Origin of the sequence: Sediminibacterium ginsengisoli, from assembly GCF_900167075.1 — a bacterium.
Classification (GTDB): Bacteria; Bacteroidota; Bacteroidia; order Chitinophagales; family Chitinophagaceae; genus Sediminibacterium; species Sediminibacterium ginsengisoli.
The window spans coordinates 250,969-274,216 of the sequence record NZ_FUWH01000003.1; the positions used below are offsets into that span (position 1 = coordinate 250,969).

Below are 23,248 nucleotides of genomic sequence, written 5' to 3' on the forward strand. Positions count from 1 at the left end.
CATAATGACAGATCGCCCTAACATATTAGTAGTCTGCGGAAAGAATAAAAAGCGCAGCAGAACAGCAGAGCACATTTTTAAAAACAATGCGCGGTTCAATATCCGTTCAGCAGGGCTCAGCCCAAAAAGCGAAAGAAAGATTTCTGAGAATGACCTGCATTGGGCCGACCTTGTTTTCGTGATGGAATCCGATCACAGGGCCAAGATCCGGGAGGTATACAATCATCTTGAATTACCGCAAATAGAAGTACTTCATATTCCAGACGATTATGAATTTATGGATGAAGAACTGGTTGAGATGCTGAACGACAGGATGAACGGTACCCTGAATACTGTTTATGGAATTTAATGGTATTTTACGGTTGCTAAGCGTTCCTGCTCTTGACGGATTGCTCCTGTTTTAAAAAACACAAGGCAGAATAATCCGCGCAGACCAGGAATTGATACAATCATCATAATAGAATACGCTGCTCCCATGCTTAAATACATCATTCTTATCACATTCTGTTTCTTCGCAGAAAAAAGCATCGCCCAGGTAAGTAAAACAGATACGCTTTATAAAAAAGTTACCGCATTAGACAGCCTCGTATTTACAGAAGGATTCAATCGCTGTAATCTTGGCGTTTACGATAATATAATAGCAGAAGATCTTGAGTTTTACCACGACAAAGGTGGCATTACAAGCGGAAAAGCGGCGTTTGTAGCTTCGGTAAAAAATAATATCTGCAATAGCAAGACCCCGGTGAAACGTACATTAGACAGCATGCAGGTTTATACCATGCAGGGTAACGGGCAATTATACGGCGCTGTTCAGGAAGGTATACATAGTTTTTATCATTGGGGAAATAATACCTGGGTAAAATCTGGTGATGCAAGGTTTCTTCATGTCTGGCTGCTTGATAAAGGAAGCTGGTTGCTGAAGCGCGTGGTGAGTTATGATCATTGACTCCGGTTATTGCATTAAATGATCACGGGTTTCACAGAGAGAGAACCCTCCATGAAACCCGCAACAAATAATTTTCTTTAATCAGATCAATACTGTACAACCCCGCCTTTTCTCACGCCCGCGTTCTTCCCGAACTGCCAGCCGAAGCTCAATTCAAAACTTTGCAGAGAAGTACCGGCCATTTTGGAAGTGATCACATCATAAGAGAATCCCAGCAGCCATTGGTTGCCTTCCAGTCCGAGATAAGGATAGATGGCATCGCCGAAACGATCCCATACGCCAACATTCACTGAATTCAATGCAGTAACATTTTGTGAGAATCCTATTTTGTATAACAGCCCTGCAGTAAACTGGTTGTAACCACCTTGCTGCTCAAATAATGAACTAACAGCAAGCTGGCTGCCATTGGCATCTGTTTTCAACTGGTAACCCGCCTGCACACTCAGGCGCGGATCAATACTGTAAGACGAGTTATAGTATGCACCTTCTATCGGCCGCGCCGCATGGAAATAACCAACACCGCCATAGAAACCGGAAGATTCACCCTGGTACTGGTAAAGTAATCCCGCATTCACATCAAAATTATCCAGCTTGGGAATAACTACGCCGTCATTTGGATTAATCACCGGCTGATAACCACCACTGCCCAGCTGCGACCCGAACTGGAATTTCCCTGCATCGAGGAGGCGGCTCATATAATTGAATGTAAGACCGCCGCTGAGCATATGCTTCCCGGCTCCATCCAATGTACTGTGGTAGGCGGCACCAACACCGAAATTATTATGCTTCAGCAGGCCGCCGTTGGATGCATCCGTCATGAACATTGCTCCACCGGTCAGCTGATTCTTCGCGCCGGCGCCCAATAGATTTTTTTCCAGTGAAACGAATGTGGTTGTGAATGGTTCGGTGCCGGAACCCTGCCATTGCGAACGGTAAGTGGCAAGCGCACGCCAGTCGCCCACGTTTCTGCCCATCATGGCCGGATTGGTTACCATGGGAGCCATAAAATAATGGCCCAGCCTGGGGTCCTGCCCTAAAGAAGGCTGACTGAACATTATTCCTGCAAGCAGGATAAGCAGTGAATGAATACTCTTTTTCATAAGCTCGTTTTATGTTATCGCTTAGCGCAATAATGTTACTGATCCTTGTTTCCTGATGGTTGCTCCTTTATCGTCAACCGCTTCTATGATCCATGTGTACGTATCCAGCGGCTGGAGTTCTCCGTTATAACGGCCGTCCCAACCCTGACCCATTTGCGAGGTTTCGAACAACATTTTACCCCAGCGGTTGTATACGCGGAAATAATGCAGCGAACGGATATTGGCTACCATGATCGGCAGCAGCTTATCATTCTGTCCATCGCCATTAGGCGTAAATACATTCGGTACCAGGATGGCCGACGGTTCCTGCACACGGACAAGCAATGTATCTGTTACAATACACGCGCCTACCGTTACCTCAATATTGTATTCCTGTTGTGTTGCTGTTGTTACCTGCGGATTAGCAATTGCCGCATTATTAAGATAACTGTTCGGAATCCAGTTGTACCCTGATGCACCGGTTATGGTACGGGCCTGCAATGCTGTTGTAACATTCCTTCCTGCATCTATCGTAGTCAGACGAACGCCGGGAATATAGGCCGTTACATTTATCGTTACAGTAATATCTGCAAACAGGTTTCCATCGCTTACACGGATCACAAACTGGTCTGTTCCGTTATAGCCTGGCTGTGGCAGATAGGCTGTTCCCGGTGGCAACTGTGCCGAACCTGTTGCTGTTGCCGTTACCGGGAAACCCGTGAGGGTTCCATGCGCCGGCGCAGCTATAACGCTCCAGGTAAGTGTCTGGCCGTTATCGATATCCCTGGCACTGAGCAGGCTGTTCAACGATTTTCCTGTATTGCTGCACACTGTTGTTGTCTGGGCTGCGCCACCTGTAAATGACGGCGCTGCGTTGCCAGGTATATAATCAACAGCCGTATTGTTGGTAGTAGCTGTTACCGGCGTACCTGCATAACCATAAGTATCTGTAAACGCAATGCTGAATGTTACACGACCGAAGGCATCTGCGGTAGTCATGGTGTATGCTGCCGTCCAGCTGTTACCGCCGCTGCTCGTTGCTGTAATGGCATGTCCGGCAATCGTGACCGTCGGCGCAAGAATCGGCCTGTTTGCAACAAGACTTACGATAACGCTGTTTCCGGGAATAGCGATTGCTGTATTGGCATTGTTTGATGTGATATTTACCAATGTCAGTACCGGTAATGTTTTAAGGAAGTTAACATTGCTGCTGTTGGTAGTGAGCGTTACAGCTGTTCCTGTATTGCCCGACAGGTCTGCAAATGCGATGCTGAATGGCACGAAACCTTCTGCATCGGCAGTGGTCATGGTATAGGATGCCGTCCAGCTGTTGCCGCTGGTATTGGTTGCCGCTACGGTATGACCAGCAATTGTTACTGTTGGGTTCTGGATCGTTTCTGTAGCAGTGAATTGAAGTGTGACAATGCTGCCTATTACCGCTTTTGATATATCAGCGTGAGAAGATGCGATCGTCACCGTATTCATGGCAGGTGCGGTCTTGTCGAACAATACACTGCTGCTGTTGGTAGTTGCTGTTAGGGCTGTACCAGCATTACCGGTCAGATCACTGAATCCTATATTAAATGTAACCGTACCTGCTGCATCACCAGTTACCATCGTATAGGTTGCCGTCCAGTTATTGCCCGATGTATTGGTTGCAGTTACTGTATGCCCGGCGATGGTTACCGCAGGCGACTGGATTGTTTCAGAGGCAGTGAAGGACAGCGTGATCATATCCCCCGCTTTTGCCCTGCCTGCAGCAGCATTGGATGATGCGATTATTACTGCAGAGAGTGTCGGTGCTGTTTTATCAAACAATACAGTGCTGCTATTTGTAGTGGCGGTTACGGCAGTGCCGGCATTTCCTGCCAGATCGCTGAATGAAACATTAAAGATTACCGTACCCGTTGCATCGGCGGTTACCATCGTATAGGTTGCCGTCCAGTTATTACCCGATGTATTGGTTGCAGTTACTGTATGCCCGGCGATGGTTACCGCAGGCGACTGGATTGTTTCAGAGGCAGTGAAGGACAGCGTGATTACATCGCCCACTTTAGCCCTGCCGGTCGCCGCATTGGATGACGCGATGGCTACAGCCGCCAACGCAGGCGCCGTTTTATCAAACAGTACACTGCTGTTATTTGTAGTTGCAGCTACTGCTATACCTGCGTTACCGGTCAGATCACTGAATCCTATACTAAATGCTACCGGACCTGCTGCATCACCGGTTGCCATGGCATAGGTTGCTGTCCAATTATTACCTGAGCCGTTAGTTGCGGTAACGGTATAGCCGGCGATGGTTACAGCTGGTGTTGATATTGCTTCAGACGCGGTGAACGAAAGCGTGATCATATCACCTGCTTTCGCACGGGTTACATCGGCATTGGATGATCCGATGGTTACCGCTGTGAGCGTTGGTACTGTTTTATCAAACAATATACTGCTGCTGTTGGTAGTTGCTGTTACGGTTGTACCGGCATTTCCTGCCAGATCGCTGAATGCGATATTAAACGTTACAACACCTGTTGCATCACCGCTTGCCATGGTATATGTTGCGGTCCAGTTATTACCTGATGTATTAGTGGCGGTTACAGCGTGGCCGGCAATTGTTACCGTTGGTGCCGATATTACTTCAGACCCGGTGAACGAAAGCGTGATCATATCACCTGCTTTCGCACGTGTTGCATCGGTATTCGAAGATGCAATGATTGCGGTTGATAAAGTCGGTGCTGTTTTATCAAATAATATACTGCTGCTGTTGGTAGTTGCTGTTACGGCTGTACCTGCATTTCCTGCCAGATCGCTGAATGCGATATTAAACGTTACAACACCAGTTGCATCACCGCTTACCATGGTATATGTTGCAGTCCAGTTATTGCCAGCGCTATTGGCTGCGGCTACTGTATGACCCGCAATGGTAACAGCTGGTGCCTGTATGGCCTCAGAAGCAGTGAACGAAAGCGTGATCACATCGCCTACTTTCGCAAGTGCAGTATTGGTGTTGGATGATGCAATGGCTGCCGCAGATAAGGCCGGTGCTGTTTTATCAAATGACACACTGCTGCTGTTGGTAGTTGTGGTTACTGCGGTACCTGCATTCCCGGAGAGGTCGCTGAATGCTATATTGAATGCTACCGCTCCTGTTGCATCACCAGTTACCATCGTATAGGTTGCGGTCCAGTTATTGCCCGAACCATTCGTAGCCGTTACCGCATGACCTGCAATGCTTAACGTTGGCGCCTGTATGGATTCCGATGCAGTGAACGAAAGCGTGATCACATCGCCCGCTTTCGCAAACACAGTATTTGTGTTGGATGATGTAATGGCTACAGCTGTTAAGGTTGGTGCCGTTTCATCGAACACCACGCTGCTGCTGTTGGTGGTGGCCGTTACTGCCGTACCGCTATTGCCCGCCGCATCGCCGAAGGCAATATTGAACGTTACCGCACCTGCCGTATTTCCGCCAGCCATGGTATAGGTTGCAGTCCAGTTATTGCCGCTGGTATTTGTTACGCTTGCCGCTGCGCCCGCAATGGTCACTACCGGCGTAATGATGGTTTCGCTTGCAGTAAAGCTGACCGTAACCACATCACCGGCTTTCGCTTTTGCTGTATTGCTGTTACTCGATGCGATCGTTACCGCCGTCAGTGTCGGAACCGTTTTATCGATGGTGTATGTTTCACCCGCAAATGGCAGTGTATTTGTAAGCGTTGGTGTTAATCCCGTTGCATTGGCAAGGTTGAGTACCAGCGTACCGTCGCCGCTACCCGTATTCACGGTTACCGTATAGGTGGTTCCGCTGCCGCTTACCGATTGTACACTTGACCCCGTAATCCCTGCACTTGCTGTAAGAGAGAAATTAGTGGTCGTCAGCCCTGTTACGGCTGAGCCGAAAGTGACCGTATAATCGGCTGTAGTTATATTAACGCTTGCGTTACTTCCTGCTCTTACGATGCTGTTCAGTGTGGCAGGCGTTATAAAGTTTACAGGATTATTCGTTGCTGTACCTGTGTTATACTGAGCAGTTGCTGACTGGCCTCCGTCGTTGAATTCTACAACCATCACCCGGTAGGTTTTGGATGGCGACAGTCCTGTTACAGTTACACTGCTGCCTGTTCCGGCGTACACGCAGTACCAGCCGCTGGTTCCGATCTGCGAACCTGATGCGAATATTGTGTTTGCCGTATAATCTGTACCCGTAGCAGGAGCGGGGCTGCCGCTGTTTCCATCCAGCATGAACACAGCACGTTTTTCACCACTGCCGTTTGTCCAGCCCAGTGCAGCCGTGGTACCCGTTGGTGTTACAGTTATGGCCGTTGCCTGTGTTACCGGCGGGGCAATGAGTGAATTCTGGAATATTTGTATGGTGTGCGTATTGTAGTCAACAGAGAATATATCCGGCCGGCCATCACCGTTCACATCCTGGATATAGTTTTTGCCTACGGAAGCTGTCGCTGCAAATGTGACCGGGTTATCAAACGTAATTGTTCCGGCAGCAGCTGTTGTATTGGCATAGAGCACCAGGCTCCTGGGAGAGCTTGCATAGCTGAACGACAGGTCTGCTTTACCATCCCCGTTCAGATCGCCAACGGACACATCGTTTATAAAACCTGTATATGGTATCGTTATATTCTGTGCTGTACCGAAATTCAGTGAACCCGAACTGCTGTTATTATTGAAAAGCGTAAAAACACCGTCCGACCCATTTGCTGCTATGATATCTATTTTGCCATCATTATCAAGATCGCCCAGTTTCAGGATGTTTTGCACCGCGCCTGCTGCCAGCGTATATGGCGCATCAAAACTGACAGCGCCCATTGTGGTAGTTGTATTGCGCCAGATGATTACATGATAGATACCGCCGCCCGGACCGCCGTTCGTTACAATATCCAGCTTGCCATCACCATCCATATCGGCGAGGTAAACATTATATGCTGAAGTGGTAGTTGAGATATCTGTTTTAGGACTGAATGCTACCTGGCCGGCCGCGTTGCCCGTATTACGGAATACAGATACGGAGTTGCCAGCCGAGTTGGCCACTACCACGTCTATTCTTCCGTCGCCATCCAGGTCTCCGGCATCAAGTCCGCGCGGAGAAGAGCCGGTAGTAAATGCTGCCGTATGTGCAATAGTTGAAAGATCTCCTGTGCCCAGGGCTACCAGCAGCTGGTCTGTGCTTAAGTTGGTCATCAACACATCAGGCTTGCCATCTCCGTCAATATCTTTTGTTTTGATATACTCCGGTGTTGAGTACAAACCATTGTTCATGTCAACGGCAGTTGCAAAACCGATAGCTGCGGTAGTACTGTTGTTTTTTCTGAAATGAACGCTGTTGCTGAGTATATTCTCTGCATCTGCAATATCCGGTTTGCCATCTGCATCTAGATCGGCAAGTGCAAAGCCGCGCCCCAGGTTAGCGCCTGTAATGGTGGCTTGCAATGCAAAGTCCGTTGCTGACAGCGTTGATTTATTAGCCGCAAAAACGGGATGGAAATATTGCGCGCTTTGTCCTGTAAGCCTGTTTGTAGTGTGTGTTACAGTTACCGGTCCGTAAGAAGCGCCCGCCGGAACCGTTACCGTAAGACTGGTTGCCCCTGCAGAAGTAACAGTTGCCCTCACTGCGCCGAAGTAAACTACATTACCTGTAGTGAGTACATTAAAATTTGTACCCGCGATCACAATACTGGTTCCCGGCGCTGCTTTAGCCGGCGTAATCGATGTGATCGTTGGCGGGAACTGCATGATTCCTCTGTATACATAGAATCGCGCCAGATTGGTAACACCGGCAACAAGGTCATTGACCCCGTCGTTGTTGAAATCTGCTACGGCAAGACCGCGACTGAAATTAAGCGGGTCAGTCAGTTCAATCCGGCTGGCTTCATCAAAACTCACCGTATTTACCACACTTGTATTCCGGTAAACGATCAGTTTTCCGGGCGATGATCCGTCTGGTGCTACAACCAGGTCCGGCTTCCCATCCCCATTCAGATCGCCCAGCGTAGCTACCTGCTGGCTGATGCCTACCGCAACTGTACTTGTTGCAAAAGAAATATTACCGGCCCCGCTGCTGGTGTTCCTGTAAACAGATACGCTTGTGGAAGATCCCGCGAATGTCAGGATAAGATCCGTCTTACCGTCGCCATCTACATCTCCACCGGCAACAGAAATAGGGGAATTAGAACCACTGATCGTCTGCGAAGTGGCAAAACTGATATTACCCGGCGTACTGGTATTCAGCTTTACATCGAACCCGGACGCTCCGCTCCTTGGAATAATGAGGTCCGGTTTGCCGTCGCCATCGAGATCCGCGAAAAAGATCATGATGGGATTGGCTGTGATTGAATAATCATTTTTGGCAGCAAAGCTGATATTGCCCGTTCCGGAACTCAGGTTTCTGAAGAATGAAACTGATGCACTGGTCGTATTCAGTGTAGCCACATCAGGTAAACCATCGCCGTCCATATCTATTGCAAAACAGGAATTCGGACCCAGACCGGTTGTAAAGGCAGAAGATGCAGTAAAAGCACCTGTGCCCTGGTTCCTCAGTACATACATGTTACCGCTGCTGGCTATATTGGTTGAAAGATCCCTGGTAGATGCGATCGCGATAATATCGAGATTCCCATCCCCATCCAGATCTGCAAGCGCCGGCATACCCTGACCGTTATTGCCTGTGAAAGTATAGGTGTTAGGCGTGGCAAGGGTTATGTTACCTCCTGCAGTAGCTGTCGTATTGAAGTATACCTGCAAGGCATTTTCAAGCGGAGTCGCCGGCCCGTTGGCAGCTGTTACCAGGTCCGGCCTGCCATCTCCGTTCAGATCACCGGTAACCATTCCATAGATCCGTTGAGCAGAACTTGATGTAAGAGACCCCTGATATGGTATATCTGCTGTGGTGAGCACTCCCTTGGGTGTCTGTATGGTGGGCAGGAAATAGTCTTTGCTGTATGCGGTCAGTGCATTTGCGGTATTGGTCACTGTTACATAACCATATAAAGCGCCTTTCGGAACGGTAACGGTTAAGCTGGTGGCCGATGCTGCTGTTACCGTTGCTTTTGAACCGCCGATGAGCACTTTATTGTTTGCCGGTGTACTGTTGAACCCTGTACCTGTGATGGTGATGCTCGCGCCGGGTGCAGCATTTGCCGGCGAAAACGAACTGATCACAGGCGGAGGCAATGTTGTATTCTGGTAAACAGATACGGTGCGTGAGGCCAGGTTTCCGGTAAAGAAATCCGCCCTGCCGTCGTTATCCAGATCAACAATGTCTGAAGAAGCAGGTGCATTACCCGCAGCAAGTTCAGCGGCAGTACCGAACACCAGGGTGCCTGCTACAGTTGTCTGGTTGGGTATCATCGCCAGCCTGTAATCATTAGTAGCGAAAGCCACATTCATACCGGCAAGTATATCGGGCTTTCCATCACCGGTAACATCGCCGGTTGCAATAGTAGCTACGTTTCTGCCTGTAGTGATGGTAGTGCCAGCGGTAAAGGAGAGATCGCCGCCTGCGGTTGCATAGTTATTGATAAATGTATACACTGCCGACTGACCGTTCGATGTTGCAAGGTCTGTCTTTCCGTCGTTATCAAAATCAACGAATGAGATGGTTGTTGCCGACGTCAGCGACAGACTGGTATTCGGTGCGGCCGTGCCCGCAGTGCTGAAAGAACCTGAATTGATCGCGCCTCCCGCTGTTCCCAGATTTTTATAGATGGAAACGCCGCCGGGAAAATTAGCAACGATATCCGGCATATTATCCCCGTTCAGATCCATAGCGCCGATCGTGGCAGCATTAGCGCCTAATGAGAAGCTGGTAAAGCTTCCTAAAGCCAGGGAGCCTGGTGTACTGAAATTAGGATATATATAAAGAAAACTTGTAGAGGAAGTAGATACAAGAATATCAACCCGTCCGTCCTTATTGATATCAGACAGCGCTATATTAGCGAGAAATGTACCCACATTTATATTGCTGGTTTCTCCGAATGTGGAAATATCGCCGGTGTTCAGAAAGATCAGGATATAACCTGCATTAGGTGCCATGAGTACTAAATCCTTTCTTCCGTCGGCATCCATATCCGCAATGGCTAATTTGGTACAGAAATTACTCATGGCTACAGCTACCGGAGTTCCAAAGCTGACAGTTCCGCCGCTGCTTGTATTAGGAAATACAGAAATTTCACTCGCCGCCGGGTTGAGAGAAATCATTTCCGGCTTGCCGTCGCCGTTCAGATCCAGTGAACCTGATGCAACCAGCTGTAAGCCGCCACCGGCATCAGACAAAGTGCCGATGGATGTAAAATCAGCTCCTGACAAACTATTCCTCGCAGGAGGAAATCTTGTGCTGAAAAAAGACTGCGATTCACACTGAAGCTGTGTAGCCGTATTCAAGACCGTTATTTTTCCATAAGTGCCGCCTGAAGGAGCGGTAACGGTAAGAGATGTTGCGGTAGATGCCGTAACGGTAGCCCGCTGCTTGCCGATATAAACGATATTATTTGCAGGGGTGGTATTGAAATTGGTACCCGTTACTGTGAACGAACTTCCATTTATCGCACTCTGCGCAGATATATTCGTGATGGCAGGCACCTGCGCAACGGCGTTAATAGTAAGTGAGAGCAGTACTACCCAAATGCAGGACACAAGAAGGCAGCGATAACGGATTTTAAGTATAGTTGGTTTCATAAGCTATGTTCAGTTCCGTATTATAGCGAACGCGATGTTCTCGGGTGATAGGATGCCGGCTGATAATTTCGGCTCATTCCAGGCTTTTCAACAAAGCCTCCACGGTAATCGCTGGCAACATGATCGGGGGTGCTAAAACCATATTTTGCCAGTGATCATTCAGTCTTGGTAATATCAATTTTACTGCTCAGGAAGGACCATTGATATTTGGCGCAATATAGTGCAAAAATGACTGCGTCAAATCTAAAAATGGACCAAAGAAACCGACCGGATCGATAACCCGGTAGCCGTTCTTCAGCAATTGATGTAGTATTGTAATACGGTATCGCGAACACGTTCATATTATTGATAACCGATCTCAGGTATGCAGCAGCGGATTCAACTTACACTTTTTGCAGAGCCGGAAGAAACGCTCCTTATTGAAAAGGTCCGCAAGGCATTCAATCCTGTACAGTTTGCATTAATCCGTGCACATGTTACCTTATGCCGTGAGGATATGCTTCTTCAGAAAGATATGGTGCTGAAGCATCTTTCCCATACAGCACACCCTTTTATTACCATCCGGTTCGGAAAACCCGCGAGGTTTGCGGAAGGAAGGGGCTTGTTTTTGCCGGCAACGGAAGACACACAGTTCCAGCTCCTTAGAAGCCATATACTACAGGATATCTCATGCCCCGTTATCGCTCAGGAACCACATATTACGCTGATACATCCCAGGAACGCCACCTGCACCGATGCGATCTTTGAAGAGGTTTGCCGCATGAAGCTGCCCGAACAGCTCACATTTAAACGGGTTTCATTGATTGAACAGATCAATGGAAAAGAGTGGAAACCACTCCGTGAATTTCCGCTCCGTGGATAATTCATGGCACTCGTCCCATAAATTACCGCGTTCAGGTATTTTATACGGTATTAATTCCAACAATGTTGTTGCTTTATTCCATGAAGCGCAAGAAACATTCTTTATACTGGCAATGTCAGCTGGTCGGCTGGACGGCAGCTTCGCTGTACTGGTCCTTCTCCGGGATGTTGTCGGGCGGATTCAATTTTTCACTTGCGCTGGTACACCTGGTTTCCGACGTGATCTTATACATCGGCATTACACATTTGTACCGACTTTTCGTACTGCGTAATCAATGGCAGCAACTGGCGCTGAAACCCTTGCTGAAACGGCTCTTTCCTGCCATCATCGTACTGGCTGCGGCTTACACGGTAGTTACCTTAACAAAGATCTATCTGATCCGTTTCTACCTGGTGCCGGGGTTTTCGCAGGATGTATATGACTTTATCAACGCCAATACACTCGGTGTTGCCATGGCTGGTGTGAGGCTTATGTCTATCTGGATGCTGGCTTACCACGGCTACCATTATGCGCTGCGCGAAATGAGGCTGATACAGGAGAACGGGCAACTACAACTCGCTTTAAAAGATGCACAGTTGCAGAATCTGTCGGCACAGCTTAATCCGCATTTTCTTTTCAATGCACTGAATACGATCAAGTCGATGGTGATCGGACAGCCCGCATCAGCAAGACGTGGCATCGATTTGCTGAGTGAAATATTACGGACGAGTCTCTATGAAGACGAACATCAGGAAACGACCATTCACGCCGAATTAGCTCTTACACTCGATTACCTGGAGCTCGAACAGCTACGGATGGAAGACCGGTTACAGTATGAAGTTGTGATGGATGATGGTCTGCGTGAATTATCCATCCCGCGGCTTTCACTGATCACGATGGTGGAGAACGCTGTAAAGCACGGAATAGCACTTAATAAACAGGGCGGACATCTTATCATCAGCGGAATACTGCAGGAAAACGGGTATGGTATTACAGTAAGCCATCCCGGAAAACTGGGTGCCGGTAATGGCATCGGGTTAAAAAATCTGAAGGAACGACTGGAAATACTTTATAAAAACAAGGCCGTTTTCAGTATTTCGGAACAACAGGGTATTGTAACAGCAAGTCTTTTTATTCCTTTATAATGAACAGCATCAGGACCATCATAATAGACGATGAGCGCTCGGCCCGCGAAGAGCTGAAACGTGCACTGGCCGCATTCCCGCAGTTTGATATCGTGGGCGAGGCCGGAAATGCAGATGAAGCAGAGTCGCAGATCCAGGAACTGCATCCGGATCTGCTCTTCCTGGATATCCAGATGCCGGGCAGGTCAGGTTTTGAATTACTGGAATCGCTGCCCGTAATACCCGCGGTGATCTTTGTAACGGCATTCGATCGATTTGCACTCAGGGCTTTTGAAGTAAGCGCTATCGATTATCTGCTCAAACCGGTGCGTGATGAACGATTTGCAAAAGCTGTACGGGAAGCAGCGCAACGCATCCGGAACAGCAACGAATCTTTCTTTTTTATAAAAGATGGAGCGAAATATCATTTTGCAAGATGGAGTGAAGCCGCCTTGATCGAATCCGCAGATGCATATGTATGCATACACATGCGCGACAAAAAACCACTGTTGAAAACCTCGCTCATCCAGCTCGAAGCTGCGCTCGATCCGGTTCATTTTTTCCGTGCCAACAGGCAGCAGCTAATCAATCTTCGTTTTATCAGTTCCATACATAATAAAGAAGGCATCCTGCACGCAATGCTCACGACCGGTCAGCAGGTGGTCTTCTCCGAACGGCAATCGGCCGCATTCAAAAAAACACAACAGAATCTATGAAATCATTTATTGTATTTGTGCTGGGTATGTTATTGTTGCATACCGGCGGGGCGCAGCCTTATCTCATTGAAGACAGCGTACTGATCCGTACTCCTTATGGTGCCACATTATCTGCTGTAGTGGTCAGGAAAAAAGATGCGCCCGCCAAACAGCCGGCGGCGCTTATGTTCTTTATCTATGCCAACCGCGACCGCAGCCTTGAGGAAGCAAAATATGCTGCAGATCGCGGGTATGTGGGTATTGTGGCAGATACGCGCGGCAAACGGTTAAGCCCCGATCTTATTGAACCTTATGAACATGAGGCGCAGGATGTGAATGCAGTTATCAGCTGGATTGTACGGCAGTCCTGGAGCGATGGCCGCGTTGGAATGTACGGCGGCAGTTACTCCGGTTTTGCGCAGTGGGCCGCACTGAAGCATCCGCATCCGGCGTTAAAAACCATCGTGCCTTATGTTGCAGCCATACCCGGCCTGGGGTTGCCGATGGAAAACAATGTATTCATCACCGCTAATTACCAGTGGCCGTTTTATGTAACCAATAATAAACTCACCGATACTGCTGTCAATAACGACAGGGAACGATTCCGGAAAATGCGCCTCAACTGGTTCTACAGCGGCAGGCCTTATAATAAAATCGACAGCATCGACGGAGTGGCTAATCCCTGGCTGCAGAAATGGCTTTCGCACCCAGGCTACGACAGCTACTGGCAATCGATGGTGCCGTATGGCAAAGAATATGCACGGATTAAAATACCTGTCCTGAGTATTACCGGTTATTACGATGACGGCCAGATCTCGGCCATCGAATATCTCAAACAACATTACCTGTATAATCCGGCCGCAGATCACTATCTCGTCATCGGACCTTATGATCATTTTGGTGCACAGCAGGGAGGAACGCGAATGCTGCGGGGTTACCAGGTAGATTCTGTTGCGATCATCAATACGAGAACACTCACATTCCAGTGGCTCGATCATATTCTTAAAAGCGGGCCCAGGCCGGCAATACTCCGGGATAAGATCAATTTTGAAGTGATGGGAGCCAATCGCTGGAAACATGCGCCATCACTGGAAAAAATGGAAGACAGCGTATACCGGCTTTACCTTTCGGAGAGCGGGGAATTATCCTTCACCAGGCCCCTGAAAGAAAAATATCATTTGCAGGAAATCGATTTTGCAGATCGCGATCACTGGACCAACAGTTCCTATCCCGATCCGATCATTAAAGCCGAGCTCGATACATCGAATGGTTTATTCTTCTGGTCAAAACCATTTGACAAACCAGTTACCGTAAGCGGCAGTGTAACCGGCTTATTAAAAGCAGTGATCAATAAAAAAGATATGGATATCGGTATAGGCCTTTACGAAGTATTGCCTGACGGCCGTTTTTTCCAGCTCTCCTATTACCTGGGTCGCGCCAGTTATGCAGCAGATATGACCAAACGTAAACTGCTCGTTCCTGGCAAGGCAGAAGAGATTCCCGTTAGCCGTTCGCGACTATTCAGCAAACAATTGCAGCAGGGAAGCCGGTTACTGGTGGTGCTGAACATCAATAAAAATCCTTTTGCACAGGTCAATTATGGAACAGGCAAAGACGTAAGCCATGAAACGCTGCGCGATGCAGGAGAGCCGTTAAAAATAAAGTGGAGTTCGCAGAGTTATTTTATGTTGGGGATGAGCAGGGAGTGAAATGCGGGGTGAGGTGGGGTGGGGGCGAAATGAAGGTGGGGTGAGGGCGAAGTGAGGAGTGTGAGGCGGGATAAATCTGCGGTTTATTCCGGGGGACTATCCCATTAAGTGTGTAAACTTTCAAATCGGGGGTTACGAGTTTAAATTCTGACCCCTGTTATCAAATATAGTTAAGAACTGCCCAGGGATCATGCCCCAGTCTTTGATGGGCATGGTCCATTTTTTAAAAGTTCCGCTTATAACGAAGTCACACCCTAACCCCCACCCCATATAAATCGCCTGCGATTTATATGCCTCACACACCCTCACTTCGCCCTCACCCAATCATCTATAGCCCCAGCCTGAACCCCGCCACCACCACACGGCCAGTTGTAAAATCGAGTTCTGCAGCGCGTTTAAATCCCATTCGTTCATACATGCCCCAGGCAACCCGCATAAATTTTGTGCTGTGAATGATCACCTGGCGTCTTTTTTGAATCCCTGCCCTCCGGATACATTCACTAACCAGCATTTTACCGATACCACAGCCACGCGTATGCGCAGCCACAGCGAGGAGCCTGAACCCCGCGGCCTCTTTTTCGCCTGACACGTCGGCACCGGATCCATAATGTGCCATATCTTCAAAATAGACAACTGCACCGGCAATTACACCATCGCCTGATATACATATGATCAGATCAACACCGGGTTTTTCAGTTAACGTTCCAACGTTTGCAAGCATCTGGTAATAGCGGGGCTCTTCATCAGGGCCCGGAAATGCTTCGAGGGCGATATATGCATCCACCATCAGCTGGCCGGTCCGTTCAAATTCATGCGGCATTGCATTTCGTATAAGCCATTGTGTTTCCATAAATTATTTTAATTGATTTGATTGCACGATACTGCGGCCGGTAAAGTCCGGTGGCCTGATCATGCATTTCAGCAGATCCGCTTCATCCGGTATACCAGGCTGTATAACTTTACCGCAAATGTTCAACGTTTGTTTTTGCCGAACAAGCAGTGTCAATTTTGTCACTTAAAAAATCTGTTATGATTGCAGCGATTGAAGCTGGAGAATTTAAAGGAGTAACCTGTCCGGTTGACCTGTGTATTGAGTTTATCAAAGGAAAACGCAAAGCCGCCATATTGCTGCAGATTGCCGGTGGCTGTAACCGATACAGTGAACTTAAGAAAGAGATCAAGATACACAAGCGGGTACTTGCCAGGCAATTGCGTGAGTTGCAGGAAGATAAGCTCATTACAAAAACAACCATCAGGGAAAAACCATTGCATATTGAATACAGTCTTACTGATCTGGGGTTGAAACTGAGTGTGCTGATTAAAGACATGTTCCGGTGGAGCATGGATTATTGTGAAGCCATAACAAAGGAGTAATATTATTATCTGTCTGGCCTTTATCTTACTTTTAATTCCACATGCCGCCTTCAAAAAACCTAGACGAGATCCTTGATACCAGACAGGTGCTTTCTGAAGCATCGAAGCTGGCTTTTGCAGCCTGTACCGAAGAAATACAATTAGCCCGCGGAACAATTCTCTTGCGGGCAGGCAGGGTGGAAACAAGTATTTATTTTATTAAACAAGGTATCGTGCGCGCGTATGCTCCCGGCGATCCGGAAATCACTTTCTGGTTCGGACAGGAAGGCGACCCGGTGATCTCCATGAGAAGTTACGTAGAACAATTACCAGGTTATGAGAACATAGAATTGCTGGAAGATTGCACATTATATGCGTTAAAAACAGCTTCACTACAGAAGCTGTTTCAATCCGATATAGCTATCGCCAACTGGGGACGAAAATTTGCCGAACTGGAACTGATCCGGACCGAAGAGCGACTGATCTCCCGGCAATTCCGCACAGCCACCGAACGCTATAAGGAACTGATGGAAAATAATCCTGGTCTGATACAGCGTGTGTCGCTAGGTCATATTGCTTCTTATCTCGGAATTACCCAGGTAAGCCTGAGCCGGATCAGGGCCGAGATCCGCTGAAGTATTTTTTATCATTTGTAAAAATGTTCCCGCCGGCATTTCTGCAATTTTGCAAAAAAAGAAATGAACTGGATCATCCTCATCATTGCGGGTTTGTTTGAAGTAGCATTTGCATCCTGCCTCGGCAAGGCCAAGGAAAGCACCGGAACGGAAATGTATGCCTGGTATGGCGGCTTCCTCGTTTCGCTGACCATCAGCATGGTACTGCTTGTCAAAGCCACACAGACACTTCCGATCGGAACGGCTTATGCAGTATGGACGGGCATCGGGGCCGTAGGTACCGCGCTGATGGGGATCCTCTTCTTCAAAGATCCTGCAAATTTCTGGCGTGTGTTCTTTCTTATCACGCTGATCGGTTCCATCATCGGACTTAAAGCTGCTTCACATTAAAAAGGTATAATTACGCAATGACATTTAAATTGTGATCAGATACATTTGTCTCATCCCATGGAAAAAGCACTGACCAACAAAAAATACCTGCTCGAAAAATTTCCAGGCAAGGGCGGCTGGACCTATGCCGCTATCCCGGGAATCCGGGGAGATGGCACCAGGGCTTTTGGCATGATCAGGGTAAAAGGCAGTATCGATGATTACGGGATCAGCGGGTATCATCTTATGCCCATGAAGAACGGAGACCTGTTCCTGCCAGTGAAAGCGGATATCCGCAAGAAGATTGGCAAGCAGGCCGGAGCCTGGGTGCATATCATTCTGTATGCAGATAACGATCCGCTTACCATTCCGGAAGACTTGTTGGATTGTCTGCACGACAATCCACTGGCGCATAAGGTCTTTCTCAGTTATACCGAAGGCGAACAGAAAGCTTTCATCAACTGGATCACCGATGCAAAAACGACAGCAACAAAAGTGGACAGGATTACCCGCACGCTTAGTTTGCTTGAAAAAGGACTAAAACACCATGAGCGGAATATTGATTGACAACAACACCATTTTCAATGGGAAACATGCAACAACGCGATCTCGGTTACAGAGCTGCCGTTACAGATGATGTTAGCGGGATGATCGCATTCCTTGTGCCCAGCGGCAACCAGATATCGAAATCATCAGGATATTACATGTAAGGATGGATTTAAAAAGCAAAATGGATGAGTAAGCCATGCCTGCAATTCGCTTGCAAATTTTGCTTATAAACATGTAGCCAGTATATGTTTATCTTAAATTTAAAATGGCCGGTAAACCCGGCCATTTTAAATTAGTGTTATTTATACAGCAGGTATTTCAACCGCATTTGTTTATAATTACCCAGCGCAGGTTCCCAGCTTTTGCGGATCTCTTCTTCGGGAACATTGGCCATGATCTGCTCTTTGAATCTGGAATCACCCGTACGGTAATCCACATTGCCGATCTCCTTGCTTTGCTTGAAATCGAAGAATTTCTCTTTTTCAGGATACGCGTTATACATTTCCTGGATCCAGGAAATGTTGATCCGCTTCGTCTTCACCAGGGAGTCTAAGTTATACTTGCTCAGGTCTAGGCCATAGCAGACTTCATTCATATACAGCGGCGCCTCAGACATGCCTTTGATGCTTACAGGTGTAAAAGAGAAAGCATATTTCCCTTTCAACTTTGGTGCACCGAGTATAGTAAAGGGTGTATAGGTTCCGCGGCCATAGTTAAGTATGGTTCCTTCATAAACACAGGTGGAAGGATACAGCAGGATCGACAATGGTGTATTCAGGTTTGGTGAAGGATTTACGGGCAAGGTATACATCATATCGTGCGTGTAATTCGCGACCGGTATGATTTTGATCTGACACTGCACTTTATTGGCCAGCCAGCCTTCACCGTTGACCATTTTCGCAAATTCGCCGATCGTCATGCCATGCGTGATCGGGATGGGGAATTTACCGATACCTGATTTGAGTTTCATATCCAGCACCGGCCCGTCTACAAAATATCCGTTCGGGTTAGGACGGTCGAGGATCAGTAACTCTTTGTTATTTTCGGCGCAGGCTTCCATCACATCTGCCAGCACATTGATATAGGTATAAAAACGGCAACCTACATCCTGGATATCATATATCATCAGGTCTATATCTGCCAGGTCTTCTTTGGTTGGCTTTCTCTTAGGACCGTATAATGAAATAATGCGTATGCCGGTTGCGGAATCTACTTCATCGCCCACTTTAACCCCGGCGCTTGCCTTTCCGCGGAAGCCATGTTCAGGACCAAATGCTTTTACAATCTGTATGCCCAGCGAACGTAAACTATCAACCAGGTGTGTTTTACCGATCACGGAAGTCTGATTACCCACGATCCCGATTCTTTTCCCTTTCAGGTAAGGCAGGTATTTTTCAGTCTGGTCTGCCGCAGGGATGATCTTTGAACCAGCCGGCGGATTATCAACAGGCTTTTCAGCGATACTGCCAATGTTCCAGACACCAACAGCAGAAAGGAATAACAGTCCTAATAATGATGTTTTCATGCGCTAAATCTACTAAAGACCGCACAAAGCCGCAAATATTTGAACTTAATTCAGCATTAAAATGCAGAATATATTAGTTACCCTGCTTGCGCACATATTTGGTAAGGATCACGATCACCTGTCCTTCGATCTTACCTTCTATCTGTTCTGTATTATCTTCTACCAGGCGGATGTTTTTTACAACCGTTCCCATTTTAGCGTTCAGGGAAGTTCCCTTCACATCGAGTGAGCGGGTAAGAATTACGGTATCGCCCTGCAGCAGCTGGTTACCGTTAGCGTCGAGATGAAGGTCTACAGTACCATCGCTTTCATGATCGCCGGTTGCTTTGGCCCAGGCAAGTGTTTCATCATCGAGATAAAGCATATCCAGCTGATCCGTGGCCCAGCTTTCCGCACGCAGCCTGTTCAGCATACGCCATGCCGTTACCTGGATGCCCGGCACTTCACTCCACATGGTTTCGGTGAGGCATTTCCAGTGCTCCTGGTCGAGAGGGGCTTTTTTATCGATCTGAACCTGGCATTTGCTGCATACCATGATGCTGTTATCCGCGGTGCGGTTATCCTGCGGCAGCACACTGTATAATTGTACGCTTTCCGCAGATCCGCATAATTCGCATTTGCCATTACTCCTGTTCTGTAAGATCTCTTCCATTTTCATACCGCTGTATTTTGGGCCCGCAAGGTAACATAATTCAACGGCTGCTGCTGCATAATGTTAATTATGCCTGTCTTTTTGTACTTTACAAAACCTTAATCACAGATCATGAAAGGGAGTATCGCACCGGATATCGACACCTATATTTCTGAGTTTCCAAAAGAAGTGCAGGTCCTGTTACAACAAGTCCGCAGCACCATTCAGAAAGCCGCTCCTGGTGCAAAAGAAGCTATTAAATATGCGATGCCCACTTTTGTACTGAACGGCAACCTGGTGCACTTCGCGGCATTCAGCCATCATATCGGATTCTATCCTGCACCCACCGGCATCGAAGCTTTTGAAAAAGCATTGTCGCCTTATAAAACCGGGAAGGGCTCAGTACAGTTTCCCATCGGAGAACCTTTACCACTTAAACTTATTACACAGATCGTGCATTACCGTGTAGCGGAAAATGAACTGAAGGCGGCTAAGAAGAAAAAGAAATAATAAGTTCGCTCTGCTTCGCCGGTCATTAAATGATTAATCCCCACTTCTCCCATCGTAGGCTTTCATAATTACCTGTAAGTTTGCAGGCTCAATAATAGTGAACATGAAAAAGCAACTCCCTCCCATACCAGCCGTATTACTGGCAATTGTCAGTGTACAGGGCGGAGCTGCCGTTGCGAAAGGCCTCTTCCCGGCGCTCGGATCCGGCGGAACAGCCGCTATCCGTACCAGTTTATCCTGCATTATTTTACTGGCTATTTTCCGGCCCAACCTCAGGAAACTTACCGCACAGCAATGGAAAGCCGTTGTGCCTTACGGACTCGCACTGGGCACCATGAACCTGGTTTTCTATCTCGCGCTGGAACGCATTCCGCTTGGCATTGCCGTTACGCTTGAATTTGTTGGTCCGCTCGTACTGGCTGTTACCGGATCGCGTAAACTGCAGGATCTGCTCTGGGTTGTGATGGCTGCCGCAGGAATTGTACTGATCGCACCCTGGAGCATTGCTGGCAATATCGACATGGTTGGTGCGTTGCTTGCACTGCTGGCCGGAACTTTATGGGCCTTCTACATTGTACTCGGCGGCAGGGTGTCGCGTGTATTACCCGGCGGCGCTGCCGTATCCATTGGAATGATCTTCGCCACGCTGGTTGTACTGCCTTTTGGCATTGCAGGCGGCGGGCTGACACAACTCACCCCTGTGCTGCTGCTGGCCGGAGCTGGTGTGGCCATCTTATCCGGCGCACTTCCTTACAGCCTGGAGATGCAGGCTTTGCGGCAACTGCCGGCCCGCACATTCAGTATTCTTATGAGTCTTGAACCGGCGGTGGCCAGTGTCTTCAGCTTTCTTTTCCTCAACGAACATTTCTCTTTTTCCGAATGGCTGGCGGTAATACTGATCGTTGCGGCCAGTGCCGGCGCTGCTATCACCGCAAAAAAGAAAACCGTTTCGGATGTCTGATCACAGTTTTCGTGCAGGCGATACAGTTAATATCACTTAATAAACAGCATATCCTGCCGGCAAATCGTATCATGATCTGCCGGTAGTTTCGTTGGCAATACAAGCCATATGAAAAAGATCTGCGCCATACTACCCCTTCTTATGCTGGCAAGTTTTGCCGGCGTTGCACAGAAGTCCGCACCCCAGCGTCCCAATATTATTTATATCCTGGCAGATGATATGGGCTATGGTGATGTGAAATACCTCAACCCGCAGGGTAAGATCGCCACGCCTAATATCGACAGGATCGGTAAAGAAGGAACCGTACTTACTGACGTGCATTCTTCTTCTGCCGTATGCACACCTTCCCGCTACAGTATTCTTACAGGACGCTATGCCTGGCGTACCAAACTGAAAAGCGGCGTGCTCAACGGATCCAGTGCTCCGCTGATAGCACCCGAACGACTTACCGTTGCATCGCTGCTGCAGCAGAATGGCTATGCTACGGCATGCATCGGCAAATGGCACCTTGGGCTCGACTGGGCCATGAAAAAAACCGATACCGGCACTTTAACTGTCGATTATGCAAAACCTTTCAGGGGCGGCCCTGTTGAACGGGGATTCGATTATTTCTTTGGTATCGCAGCATCACTCGATATGCCGCCTTTTATTTACCTGGAGAATAATGCGTGTGTAGGATTGCCCACCGTTAAAAAGAAATACGGAAGAGAAGGGCCTGCGGAAAAAGATTTTGAAGCAGAAAACTGTGTGGGCGATTTTACAGCCAAGGCCGTTTCTTTTATTAAACAACAGGCAACCGGCAAGAAACCTTTTTTCCTTTACTTTCCCATGCCTTCGCCACACACCCCTATTGTACCTACTAACCGCTTCAAAGGAAAAAGCGGCGTTATGGAATATGGAGATTATGTGCAGGAAACGGACTGGTCTGTAGGTGAACTGCTCAAAGCACTCGAAGAATCTGGTCAGGCAAAGAATACACTTGTGATCTTCACCAGCGATAATGGTTTTGCGCCTTATGTATTACCGAAAATGAATGTGGAGTCTTTAGGCCATTATCCCAGCATGGATTTCAGGGGCTACAAATCCGATATCTGGGAAGGCGGGCACCGTATTCCTTTCCTTGCCAGCTGGCCGGGAAAAATAAAAGCGGGTACTACCAATGCCAGTACGGTTTGTCTTTCCGACTTCATGGCAACCGTATCCGCGATCATCGGTAAGCCACTGCCTGATAATGCAGGTGAAGACAGCTATAACATACTTCCTTATCTTACCGGCAATACTTCCAAACCAATCCGGGAAGCTACTGTACATCATTCCATCAACGGTTATTTCGCGATCCGTGAGGGCAACTGGAAACTGATCCTTTGTCCTGGTTCCGGCGGTTGGGAGAAGCCGAAAAATGATGAAGCATTCAAAGCTGGCATGCCGCCCGTGCAGCTTTATAATCTTGCATCTGATATCAAAGAAGAACATAATGTACAAGACAAATATCCCGAGGTTGTGCAACGTCTTACACTGTTGATGGAAAAATATGTGAACGATGGCCGGAGTACACCGGGTAAAAAGCAGGCGAATGATGACAATGTTGATCTGTGGAAGAAAAACTTCATGACAGCGCCTGCGAGCGGAGGTTAACGGA

General features: G+C 48.0%; 18 protein-coding genes. 13 read left to right on the forward strand and 5 right to left on the reverse strand.

Annotated features, from left to right (window positions below):
- Positions 1–4: 4 nt before the first annotated feature.
- Both B5D42_RS06865 and B5D42_RS06870 read left to right on the forward strand, forming a co-directional pair.
- Positions 5–349, forward strand: a complete 345-nt coding sequence (locus tag B5D42_RS06865; RefSeq protein WP_078830719.1) for a low molecular weight protein tyrosine phosphatase family protein — start codon at positions 5–7, stop codon at positions 347–349.
- A gap of 126 nt (positions 350–475) precedes the next feature.
- Positions 476–946 (forward strand): nuclear transport factor 2 family protein, encoded by a 471-nt coding sequence (locus tag B5D42_RS06870; protein WP_078830720.1) that lies wholly within the window; start codon positions 476–478, stop codon positions 944–946.
- A gap of 86 nt (positions 947–1,032) precedes the next feature.
- On the opposite strand, the gene B5D42_RS06875 is transcribed toward B5D42_RS06870, so the two are convergent.
- Positions 1,033–2,046, reverse strand: coding sequence for a PorP/SprF family type IX secretion system membrane protein (locus B5D42_RS06875; protein WP_078830721.1), 1,014 nt, complete (start codon positions 2,044–2,046; stop codon positions 1,033–1,035).
- Between the two features lie 21 nt (positions 2,047–2,067).
- Positions 2,068–10,707 carry an FG-GAP-like repeat-containing protein gene (locus B5D42_RS06880; RefSeq protein ID WP_078830722.1) on the reverse strand — a complete coding sequence of 2,880 codons (8,640 nt, stop codon included), beginning with the start codon at positions 10,705–10,707 and terminating at the stop codon, positions 2,068–2,070.
- A gap of 364 nt (positions 10,708–11,071) precedes the next feature.
- On the opposite strand from B5D42_RS06880, the gene B5D42_RS06885 reads away from it, so the two are divergent.
- The 4 genes from B5D42_RS06885 to B5D42_RS06900 all read left to right on the forward strand — a co-directional run bounded on the left by B5D42_RS06885 (position 11,072) and on the right by B5D42_RS06900 (position 15,076).
- Positions 11,072–11,569 (forward strand): 2'-5' RNA ligase family protein, encoded by a 498-nt coding sequence (locus B5D42_RS06885; protein WP_078830723.1) that lies wholly within the window; start codon positions 11,072–11,074, stop codon positions 11,567–11,569.
- A gap of 80 nt (positions 11,570–11,649) precedes the next feature.
- Positions 11,650–12,693, forward strand: coding sequence for a sensor histidine kinase (locus tag B5D42_RS06890; RefSeq protein ID WP_176112931.1), 1,044 nt, complete (start codon positions 11,650–11,652; stop codon positions 12,691–12,693).
- Positions 12,693–13,388, forward strand: coding sequence for a LytR/AlgR family response regulator transcription factor (locus B5D42_RS06895; protein WP_078830725.1), 696 nt, complete (start codon positions 12,693–12,695; stop codon positions 13,386–13,388). The genes B5D42_RS06890 and B5D42_RS06895 overlap by 1 nt, the downstream gene beginning before the upstream one ends.
- On the forward strand, positions 13,385–15,076 hold the full coding sequence (locus B5D42_RS06900; protein WP_078830726.1) for a CocE/NonD family hydrolase: 1,692 nt from the start codon (positions 13,385–13,387) through the stop codon (positions 15,074–15,076). The genes B5D42_RS06895 and B5D42_RS06900 overlap by 4 nt, the downstream gene beginning before the upstream one ends.
- 328 nt (positions 15,077–15,404) lie before the next feature.
- Here the strand turns inward: B5D42_RS06900 and B5D42_RS06905 are convergent, their stop codons facing one another.
- Positions 15,405–15,926 (reverse strand): GNAT family N-acetyltransferase, encoded by a 522-nt coding sequence (locus B5D42_RS06905; RefSeq protein WP_078830728.1) that lies wholly within the window; start codon positions 15,924–15,926, stop codon positions 15,405–15,407.
- Between the two features lie 179 nt (positions 15,927–16,105).
- On the opposite strand from B5D42_RS06905, the gene B5D42_RS06910 reads away from it, so the two are divergent.
- The 4 genes from B5D42_RS06910 to B5D42_RS06925 all read left to right on the forward strand — a co-directional run bounded on the left by B5D42_RS06910 (position 16,106) and on the right by B5D42_RS06925 (position 18,000).
- The gene (locus B5D42_RS06910) at positions 16,106–16,450 is read left to right on the forward strand and encodes a winged helix-turn-helix transcriptional regulator (RefSeq protein WP_078830729.1); all 345 of its coding nucleotides are present in this window, start codon (positions 16,106–16,108) and stop codon (positions 16,448–16,450) included.
- Between the two features lie 41 nt (positions 16,451–16,491).
- Entirely contained in the window at positions 16,492–17,064 is a 573-nt protein-coding gene (locus tag B5D42_RS06915; protein ID WP_078830730.1) for a Crp/Fnr family transcriptional regulator, read from the forward strand.
- Positions 17,065–17,127: 63 nt separating this feature from the next.
- Positions 17,128–17,454 carry a DMT family transporter gene (locus B5D42_RS06920; RefSeq protein WP_078830731.1) on the forward strand — a complete coding sequence of 109 codons (327 nt, stop codon included), beginning with the start codon at positions 17,128–17,130 and terminating at the stop codon, positions 17,452–17,454.
- A gap of 57 nt (positions 17,455–17,511) precedes the next feature.
- Positions 17,512–18,000 (forward strand): YdeI/OmpD-associated family protein, encoded by a 489-nt coding sequence (locus B5D42_RS06925; RefSeq protein WP_078830732.1) that lies wholly within the window; start codon positions 17,512–17,514, stop codon positions 17,998–18,000.
- A 280-nt stretch (positions 18,001–18,280) separates the two neighbouring features.
- Here B5D42_RS06925 and B5D42_RS06930 read toward each other — a convergent pair whose 3' ends face one another.
- Positions 18,281–19,507 (reverse strand): exo-beta-N-acetylmuramidase NamZ family protein, encoded by a 1,227-nt coding sequence (locus B5D42_RS06930; protein ID WP_078830733.1) that lies wholly within the window; start codon positions 19,505–19,507, stop codon positions 18,281–18,283.
- 73 nt (positions 19,508–19,580) lie between these two features.
- On the reverse strand, positions 19,581–20,165 hold the full coding sequence (locus B5D42_RS06935; RefSeq protein ID WP_078830734.1) for a PhnA domain-containing protein: 585 nt from the start codon (positions 20,163–20,165) through the stop codon (positions 19,581–19,583).
- A 105-nt stretch (positions 20,166–20,270) separates the two neighbouring features.
- On the opposite strand from B5D42_RS06935, the gene B5D42_RS06940 reads away from it, so the two are divergent.
- From B5D42_RS06940 to B5D42_RS06950, 3 genes are all read left to right on the forward strand, one after another.
- Positions 20,271–20,648: an iron chaperone gene (locus B5D42_RS06940; protein WP_078830735.1), complete on the forward strand. Its 378-nt coding sequence runs from the start codon at positions 20,271–20,273 to the stop codon at positions 20,646–20,648.
- Positions 20,649–20,751: 103 nt separating this feature from the next.
- Positions 20,752–21,609 (forward strand): EamA family transporter, encoded by an 858-nt coding sequence (locus B5D42_RS06945; RefSeq protein ID WP_176112932.1) that lies wholly within the window; start codon positions 20,752–20,754, stop codon positions 21,607–21,609.
- A 108-nt stretch (positions 21,610–21,717) separates the two neighbouring features.
- Positions 21,718–23,244 (forward strand): sulfatase family protein, encoded by a 1,527-nt coding sequence (locus B5D42_RS06950; RefSeq protein ID WP_078830737.1) that lies wholly within the window; start codon positions 21,718–21,720, stop codon positions 23,242–23,244.
- The last annotated feature ends 4 nt before the right edge of the window (positions 23,245–23,248 follow it).

Coding starts and splice junctions, on each gene's coding strand:
- B5D42_RS06865 (WP_078830719.1), top strand. CDS start 5: ATGACAGATCGCCCTAACATATTAGTAGTCTGCGGAAAGAATAAAAAG.
- B5D42_RS06870 (WP_078830720.1), top strand. CDS start 476: ATGCTTAAATACATCATTCTTATCACATTCTGTTTCTTCGCAGAAAAA.
- B5D42_RS06875 (WP_078830721.1), bottom strand. CDS start 2,046: ATGAAAAAGAGTATTCATTCACTGCTTATCCTGCTTGCAGGAATAATG.
- B5D42_RS06880 (WP_078830722.1), bottom strand. CDS start 10,707: ATGAAACCAACTATACTTAAAATCCGTTATCGCTGCCTTCTTGTGTCC.
- B5D42_RS06885 (WP_078830723.1), top strand. CDS start 11,072: ATGCAGCAGCGGATTCAACTTACACTTTTTGCAGAGCCGGAAGAAACG.
- B5D42_RS06890 (WP_176112931.1), top strand. CDS start 11,650: ATGAAGCGCAAGAAACATTCTTTATACTGGCAATGTCAGCTGGTCGGC.
- B5D42_RS06895 (WP_078830725.1), top strand. CDS start 12,693: ATGAACAGCATCAGGACCATCATAATAGACGATGAGCGCTCGGCCCGC.
- B5D42_RS06900 (WP_078830726.1), top strand. CDS start 13,385: ATGAAATCATTTATTGTATTTGTGCTGGGTATGTTATTGTTGCATACC.
- B5D42_RS06905 (WP_078830728.1), bottom strand. CDS start 15,926: ATGGAAACACAATGGCTTATACGAAATGCAATGCCGCATGAATTTGAA.
- B5D42_RS06910 (WP_078830729.1), top strand. CDS start 16,106: ATGATTGCAGCGATTGAAGCTGGAGAATTTAAAGGAGTAACCTGTCCG.
- B5D42_RS06915 (WP_078830730.1), top strand. CDS start 16,492: ATGCCGCCTTCAAAAAACCTAGACGAGATCCTTGATACCAGACAGGTG.
- B5D42_RS06920 (WP_078830731.1), top strand. CDS start 17,128: ATGAACTGGATCATCCTCATCATTGCGGGTTTGTTTGAAGTAGCATTT.
- B5D42_RS06925 (WP_078830732.1), top strand. CDS start 17,512: ATGGAAAAAGCACTGACCAACAAAAAATACCTGCTCGAAAAATTTCCA.
- B5D42_RS06930 (WP_078830733.1), bottom strand. CDS start 19,507: ATGAAAACATCATTATTAGGACTGTTATTCCTTTCTGCTGTTGGTGTC.
- B5D42_RS06935 (WP_078830734.1), bottom strand. CDS start 20,165: ATGAAAATGGAAGAGATCTTACAGAACAGGAGTAATGGCAAATGCGAA.
- B5D42_RS06940 (WP_078830735.1), top strand. CDS start 20,271: ATGAAAGGGAGTATCGCACCGGATATCGACACCTATATTTCTGAGTTT.
- B5D42_RS06945 (WP_176112932.1), top strand. CDS start 20,752: ATGAAAAAGCAACTCCCTCCCATACCAGCCGTATTACTGGCAATTGTC.
- B5D42_RS06950 (WP_078830737.1), top strand. CDS start 21,718: ATGAAAAAGATCTGCGCCATACTACCCCTTCTTATGCTGGCAAGTTTT.